Source organism: Eubacterium sp. An11 (assembly GCF_002161065.1).
In the GTDB taxonomy this organism is placed as follows: domain Bacteria; phylum Bacillota; class Clostridia; order Lachnospirales; family Lachnospiraceae; genus Anaerobutyricum; species Anaerobutyricum faecale.
Genome location: NZ_NFLV01000038.1, coordinates 19,311 through 27,013, shown reverse-complemented (window position 1 = coordinate 27,013; position 7,703 = coordinate 19,311). Strand labels below are relative to the sequence as shown.

Below are 7,703 nucleotides of genomic sequence, written 5' to 3'. Positions count from 1 at the left end.
TCATTTCTATAACAGTACTAAAAGTTGAGTACTGAACTATTAGCACGGATTGATAAGAATCGAGTCTATTGTCTCACATATGACTATGATTTTCGAGGTACGGAGTATTTACCGTTTACCATAAATTCAAATATAGTCAAAAAACGGGCAGAAATTAAACCTGCCCGTTTTCTTTATTTTCAAATTGGAGTTTTAATGTTTTTCGCATCCGCTTTATAATTTTTGCCTTTTGGAAAAATGATAGAAATGGATTTCTTTTTATTAAACCTATATCTTTTTCAGATAACGGCGGAATATTTTTTATAAGTTCTCCTACAGCCCTTCCCATCTCTTCTGTCGTCACACCTATATCTTTCATTTATTTTTCCTTTCTCTTCACTCAACAAATGTTAGAAAACGGTGTTAAACGATAAACATGGCATCTCCAAAACTGAAGAACCGATACCGTTCTTTCACCGCCTCTTCATAGGCTGCCAGTACATGTTCTTTTCCGGCCAGGGCGGATACCAGCATGATCAGCGTGGATTCCGGCAGATGGAAGTTAGTGATGAGGCAGTCCAGTATTTTAAACTGGTAGCCCGGATAGATGAAGATCTCCGTCCATCCACTGCACGGTTTCAGTCTGCCGTTTTCGTCGGCGGCGGATTCGATGGTCCGGCAGCTGGTGGTTCCCACACAGATGACTCTTTTTCCGTTTTCTTTGGCGCGGTTGATTTTCTCTGCCGCCTCCTCGTCGATCATGTAGAACTCCGAATGCATGTGATGATTCTCCACATCATCCACCTTCACCGGACGGAAGGTGCCCAGTCCCACATGGAGCGTTACTCTGGCAATGTCGATACCTTTTTCTTCGATGGTCTTCAGCAGCTCCGGTGTAAAGTGCAGTCCTGCCGTAGGCGCTGCCGCTGAGCCGGAGTGGGTGGCATAGACAGTGTTATATCTGTCCTTGTCTTTCAGCTGATGGGTGATGTACGGCGGCAGAGGCATCTGTCCCAGCTGATCGAGAATCTCCTCAAAGATTCCCTCAAATTCAAACTTGATCAGACGGTTGCCCTCGTCGACGATATCTATAACCTCGCCCACCAGCAGGCCGCCGCCAAACCGGATCCTCGTACCCGGCTTTGCCTTTCGGCCTGGCTTTACGAGTGTCTCCCATACGTCGCCGGTCTTTCTCTTTAACAACAGCACCTCAATCTTCGCTCCGGTTCCTTCTTTTTCACCGATGAGCCGGGCCGGGATAACCTTTGTATCATTGATGACCAGACAGTCACCCGGATTCAGATAATTCACGATTTCCCGGAATATATGATGGCTGACCGCGCCGGTCTTCTTGTCCAGAACCATGAGTCTGGAATCTGACCGGTTCTCCAGCGGATCCTGGGCGATCAGTTCTTCCGGCAGATCATAATAAAAATCACTTGTTTTCATAATCGTTGTCTGTCCTCTTCATATCCGATCCCCGTATCTTTTTCGGAGATCTTTTTTAACACGCAGAGCTGCCGCAGACGACACACCCGCATAATACCGCAGGCTGCTGATTCATGATGATCAGTTCCTGTGGCATCCTGCGCAGGCCATTCCTTCTGCGGCAGCCCTGCTCCTGTTTATTTTATCCCGATAAAAATTACTGGGTTCTGAGCTCTGCACCCATTTTCTTGCCAAGCTTCTTCATTACCTGGTTGGCAGTGTTTTCAATCTCCTGGGAAGTCAGGGTCTTCTCGTCGGAACCGATGGTCAGACGGATGGTCACAGACTTCTTACCCTGCGGAATCTGTTTTCCTCTGTACTCATCCACGAAGGCTGCGTCTTTGACCAGGGCCGCTGCCTTCTTCTTGCCCATGATGGTATCATAGATATCATGCCATGCAGCGCCTGAATCAAAGAGCATGGAGATGTCGTAATCGGTCTCCGGATACTCAGCCAGATGAGTAAATGTATTGGTTCTGGATTTGAGTGGTACGAGCTTGGTGGCATCCAGCTCGAAGAGCATCACGGAAAGGTTCTTGATACCGCACTCCATGGATACTTTCTTTGCCATGAGACCCATGTCACCGATTTTCTCATTGCCCAGATAAATGTTCAGCCATACCACATTGTCAGCCCAGAACGGTTTCTCTTCTTTTCTGAACTCGTAGGCTTCCATGTGGGTGTAGCGAGGCATATTTTCCAGCACGCCCTTCGCTTCTCTGAACAGGGTGTTGATATCCTTTTCGCTGCTGGCGAAGGCTGCGCCGATATGTCTGCGCTGTTCCGGAAGGGATTCCGTCGCATCGTAGACAGAAGTATAATTTCTGTCGAAAAATACCTGCGCCTCCTCAAAAATGGAGAAGGTATGGAAGTAACGTTCGTTCTTTGCCACTGCCTCACAGAGGTTTGGAAGCAGAGAACAGCGGATATAACTCAGATCCGGTGCCGGCGGTGTGGAAAGTTTCAGGATTCCGTCGGTATCCGGAAGTACCGCATGAACAAATGTATCATTCATCCAAGGGTAAGTGTACACCTCCTGCATACCGCAGCGGATGGCCAGATACTCTTTGATATTTCTCACAAGACTCTTATCTTTCTGATTGATGGCGCCCGTAAATGTTGTGGTAAACGCGGTGGCCTCAAAGTTGTCGTATCCGTACATTCTGGCAACCTCTTCCATCACGTCGTCTTTGATGGAAATGTCGCCGGTGGAACGCCAGGTCGGCGCGGTCACATGCATATTATCGCCGTCGATCTGCACGTCAAAGCCCAGCTGTTCCAGCTTGCCCTGCATCTCAGCATTGGTCAGATGTTTGCCCAGTCTCTTTTCCAGCCAGGACAGATTCACGTCGATCTGGGCTCTCTCCAGTTTCTTTACATAATTATCGCAGAATCCTGTCACGGTCAGCTCCGGATACAGCTCTTTGAAATACTGCATGGAAAGAGCCAGCGCCTGATCACATCTCTCCGGATCGATGGCTTTCTCGTATCTGGAAGAAGCCTCTGTACGTGTATCGTAACGAAGCGCTGTGCGGCGGATGCCGGTGGCCTCAAAGTTTGCCACCTCCAGGATGACACGTTCTGTCTTTGGAAGGATGGAATCCTTTGCGCCGCCCATAACGCCGGCCAGGGCAACCGGACCCTCGGAATCGGTGATCACCAGGTCGTCAGCGCAAAGCTCGATCTCATTGTCATTTAACAGAAGCAGTTTTTCTCCTTCGCCGGCATGTCTTACCACAATATGATCTGTGATATTATCCGCGTCAAAGGCGTGCGTCGGGTTACCGGTGGCAAGCATGACATAGTTGGTAATATCCACCAGCGCGTTGATCGGGCGCATACCCACCTTCCAGATCCTGTTCTGCATCTTGTACGGTGACGGTTTTACGCTTACGCCGGACATTTCCACGCCGATATATCTTGTACATCTGTCCGGATCATTGATCTCCACCTTAAAATCAGACTGCACATCGGTCTCGAAAGGCTCGATCTCTTTGAGCGGCAGATCGTAAAGCGCCGCAATCTCCCGGGCGATACCATAATGGCCCCAGAGGTCCGGACGGTTTGTCATAGATTTATTGTCAATCTCAAGAAGCACATCGTTCATATCCAGAGCATCTGCCAGAGGGGTACCTGCCGGAACCTCGAAAGCGGAAAGGTCGAGGATCTCCGCTTCCTGCTCTGCCGGGAACAAATCGCCCAGTCCGATCTCATCGGACGCGCAGATCATACCGTAGGAGGCAACGCCGCGAAGCTTGGAATTTTTAATCACCACCGGCTCGCCCTCTCCGTGCCAGCGCACAACGGCGCCCGGACAGGATACGGCAACGCGCATGCCTTCCTTTAAGTTGATGCCGCCGCAGACGATGTCTTTGATCTCGCCTCCGCCGATATCCACTTTACATACTCTTAATCTGTCCGCGTTTGGATGCGGCTCGATTTTTTCGATCACGCCGACGATCATATTGTTGAAACGCTCAGCCAGATACTCTACATCCTCCACTTCCACGGTGGACATGGTCAGGTCATAAGCCAGTTTTTTTAAATCCGCATCTTCCGGAATCTTTACATAATCCTTAATCCATGATAATGATAATTTCATTTTCTCTCTCCTTATTTGAACTGTTTCAGGAATCTCAGGTCAGCACTGTGGAACAGTCTCACATCATCCACGCCGTAACGCATCATAACCAGACGGTCCAGACCGATATTTACATAGAAACCGGTATACTCGTCCGGGTCAAGACCTGCCGCACGCAGAACATTCGGGTGCGGTGATCCGCCTGGCATAACCTCAATCCAGCCCACATGTTTACATACGCTGCATCCTTTTCCGCCGCAGACCTGGCACTGCATGTCGATCTCAAAGCCAGGTTCCACAAACGGGAAGAAACCGGAACGCATCCGCACCGGCACATGGGTGCCAAATACTTTGCTCAAAATACTCTGGATCATCACTTTACCGGAAGTAAATGTGATATCTTTATCCACGATCAGCGCCTCGTACTGGAAGAATGCTCTCTCGTGATGGGCGTCCGTGGTCTCGTTACGATATACACGTCCCGGATACACGAAGCGGTACGGCGGCTTGTGGGTCTGCATATAGCGGACGCTTCCGCCGGTCAGATGCGGACGCAGGCAGAGTTTCTCATTGGTGCTGCCGCTGTCATGGCCCTCGATCCAGTAAGTATCCATGCTCTCTCTGGCCGGATGGTTCGGCGGGAAGTTCAATTTATCGAACGCATACATTTCGCTGGTGATCTCGTCTTCCTCAAAAATCTCAAATCCCATGGAACGGAATGCGTCATTGAGGTCGTAGCACATCTGTGTGATCGGGTGAAGTCCGCCGGCAGACGGCAGGATTCCCGGCACAGAACAGTCAAAATCCGGAGACACTTCTGAAGCTTTCAGCTTCAGCTCTGTTCTCTTGGCGTCAATCAGTTCTGTGACCTCTTTCTTCGCCTGATTCATAAGCTTACCCATCTCCGGCCGCTGCGCCGGATCCAGTTTCGGCATCTCTTTCATCAAAAGACTCAAAGAGCCCTGTTTTCCAATATAGGCGCTCTTTACGCTTTGCAGCTCACCTTCGTTGGCCGCTTCCGCAATCTTGTTTTTCGCTTCTGATAAAATGCTGTTGATTTTATCTTTCATTCCTCTTTTCCTCCTGTTATACAACATGCAATCTTATGGCAAATATTCCAGGGACGACAAAAATCCCTTCCGATTCCATGAATCGAAAGGGACGAATTATATCCGCGGTACCACCCTGGTTCCTGATCATTATCAGACTCTTTATACGCTTAACGCGCGCCACGGCACTCCTTATCACTGTCTGCGCTCCCCGAAGTGCAGCTCCGGTGCGGAAATTCAAAACAAACTGGAGCTTGAAGGAACTTGCAGCCGGTGATTCCTTCTCTCTGTAAGACAGTCTGTCTCTACTGGGACGTACATCACTGCGCTCCTGTTCATGCCCTCCCAAAACTTATCTATGCCGATAAACGGTATACCGCCGCACAGGACGGTTCCAATCCAGGGCACTCCCGCACAGAAAATGTACAGTCAACACCTTCATAGCTTTTATATCAGGTAACATTGTAACCCAGGGCACGTGGAAAAGTCAAGTTTTTCCGAGCAGCAACTCTTAATTTTTTCCCTTCTTTACCTTGTTAAAAAGTGAATATATTAACAAAACGTTGCTCAAAATAATCCTCAGTACACACGAACGCATCTTTAAAGAGATAATCTTTCAGACGTTGCATGAAGGGCGGTGTATAGTTCTGATGCAATAATACATTATTTTTGACCTGATTATAAATACTTACATTTTTTTCTGCGCTACATACCAATATGTAATACACATGATTTCTGGCAAAATTCACTGGATTAGCTATATCAAAAATTGTAGTTTTTTCTCCTCTCTCTGCCAGGCTATAAATAATATCCAGCACCATATACCAATTTTCATATGCCTTTTTTATGATGTTATTTTTTACACTCGATTTTTCCCATTAATGGGACAATCTTTAAACTCTATAAAATACCAATTATTTTTATTGTTAATCAAAAATGCATCAACTGATGCTATAGGATTATCGGCCGAAAACGTCCCTCTAATCTGCTTATATGCCTTCTCCGCCAATACATCCATAGAAACTACCTCTATATTTTTATCTCCAGTATACAAATATTTTGTTTTCTCTTCCGCATCGTTTAATGAAACTTCCCTCAGTGTAGATAAAAAATTTATATCTATATCATATATGGACAAATATTTTATTACTGCATTTTTAAAAGTATCAAAGTTACTCATTTCTCTCCATCTCTATCTCATATCTGAGCTTATCCAGTAACATGCTTGGACTTACCAGTTGCCTGTATATTTTGTCCAGTTTATTCGTTACATTTTCAAAAGTTACCACCCCCGCTTCTGCTAGGGACAAATAAAAATTACACTTAGAAGCCAACCCATACTTTTTCGCGTTTAACTCGATCGCTTCTAAAAAATCACGACTGTGAGTAGTAACCACAATACTCAAATCAAATAATTTTTGTAGCAATACAATAATTTCGGCATAAAGAATCTGCCATTCTGGATGTAAATGAATCTCCGGTTCATCCAGAACCAAGACATCTTTCTCTTTTAAAATCCCCTTTTCCAACAACATCTTAATCAGAACAAAAGATTTCAGACCCGCAGAAAGGTTCTCAAAGCGAACTGGTTCAACATAATATTCAGACTGTAACATCCATTGTCCTTTTTGTTCTGATACTTTTCCAGTTGTAACTTTACTAAGGACCTCATACAATTCTTCCAAAGTTTCTTTTGCTCTAACCGCATCAAAAATACCATCCATCAAATTATTGTCTGATAGGCGCAAACGCTTTACTAATTGTGCTCTTATTTCATTGGTTGTCAGCGGCGGGAAATAATACCCCTCCAAATCATCTAAAATGAACGGATCATCAATCAAAAAAGCTTCATGCAAAATATTATAATCCCTGCTCCATTTTATACATTTATTATCTTTAAATTGTAACGATAACTTCTTGTCTTTAATATACAACGAAATTTCTGCAGATAATTCTTTTTCTTTCAAACATTGAATCTGCATACCAAAAACCTGTAAAAAATATCTTCCTATCAGCTCCAACGCAATATTATATTCTTTGTTATCTTTTAAAAAAAAGACTTTATCATAAGAGTCATCTACCATCTCTTGTATATCTTCTTTTTGCAAATCCAGATGATATTTTTTCACAATACCTTCAAATAACGATTCGTAAAGCGATTTCGTTATCTGCTCCTCTACCTGAATCAATTGATTTGTTAAGTCCTTACTTATTTGATTAATCGGTATTCTCGATGATAAATTGGTCCCCAGTGAGTCAGAATCATTCATCAAAGTATTTCTCAGAACACGTTTAATTATATTTCGAATACTTTTTAATCTCTCTTGCTCAATCTTCAAATCTATGTCACATAATGAATTAAATGAAGAATAAAGAATTTTCCCAACCGTACTTTTCCCCGTATTATTTTCTCCCGCAATCACAGTGATTCCATCAATTACAATATCTGCATGTTTAATTTTTGCCAAATTATCAATTATTAATCTCATCCTAAATTCCTTCTGTCCTAAAACTTTACATCATTATTTTTTCCAAATTGTTTGCCTATTATACCATGACAAATTACTGTATTCAAGGAAAAAGTAAAATATTTACAATTTTTTTTT

At 44.6% G+C, this 7,703-nt stretch carries 6 protein-coding genes; all 6 read right to left on the bottom strand.

All coding sequences use genetic code 11. The features are described from left to right. Positions 1-154: 154 nt before the first annotated feature. The 6 genes from B5E53_RS16965 to B5E53_RS16935 all read right to left on the bottom strand — a co-directional run bounded on the left by B5E53_RS16965 (position 155) and on the right by B5E53_RS16935 (position 7,586). On the bottom strand, positions 155-358 hold the full coding sequence (locus B5E53_RS16965; protein WP_087317168.1) for a hypothetical protein: 204 nt from the start codon (positions 356-358) through the stop codon (positions 155-157). A gap of 44 nt (positions 359-402) precedes the next feature. Beyond that, on the bottom strand, positions 403-1,428 hold the full coding sequence (gene queA, locus B5E53_RS16960; protein WP_087317166.1) for a tRNA preQ1(34) S-adenosylmethionine ribosyltransferase-isomerase QueA: 1,026 nt from the start codon (positions 1,426-1,428) through the stop codon (positions 403-405). 196 nt (positions 1,429-1,624) lie between these two features. Further along, on the bottom strand, positions 1,625-4,069 hold the full coding sequence (gene pheT, locus B5E53_RS16955; protein WP_087317164.1) for a phenylalanine--tRNA ligase subunit beta: 2,445 nt from the start codon (positions 4,067-4,069) through the stop codon (positions 1,625-1,627). Between the two features lie 11 nt (positions 4,070-4,080). Next, positions 4,081-5,118, bottom strand: coding sequence for a phenylalanine--tRNA ligase subunit alpha (gene pheS / locus B5E53_RS16950; RefSeq protein WP_087317162.1), 1,038 nt, complete (start codon positions 5,116-5,118; stop codon positions 4,081-4,083). A gap of 838 nt (positions 5,119-5,956) precedes the next feature. Further along, positions 5,957-6,277 (bottom strand): hypothetical protein, encoded by a 321-nt coding sequence (locus B5E53_RS16940; RefSeq protein ID WP_087317158.1) that lies wholly within the window; start codon positions 6,275-6,277, stop codon positions 5,957-5,959. Next, complete coding sequence (locus B5E53_RS16935; protein ID WP_087317156.1) at positions 6,270-7,586, bottom strand: AAA family ATPase; 1,317 nt, start codon at positions 7,584-7,586, stop codon at positions 6,270-6,272. The genes B5E53_RS16940 and B5E53_RS16935 overlap by 8 nt, the downstream gene beginning before the upstream one ends. Between the last annotated feature and the right edge of the window lie 117 nt (positions 7,587-7,703).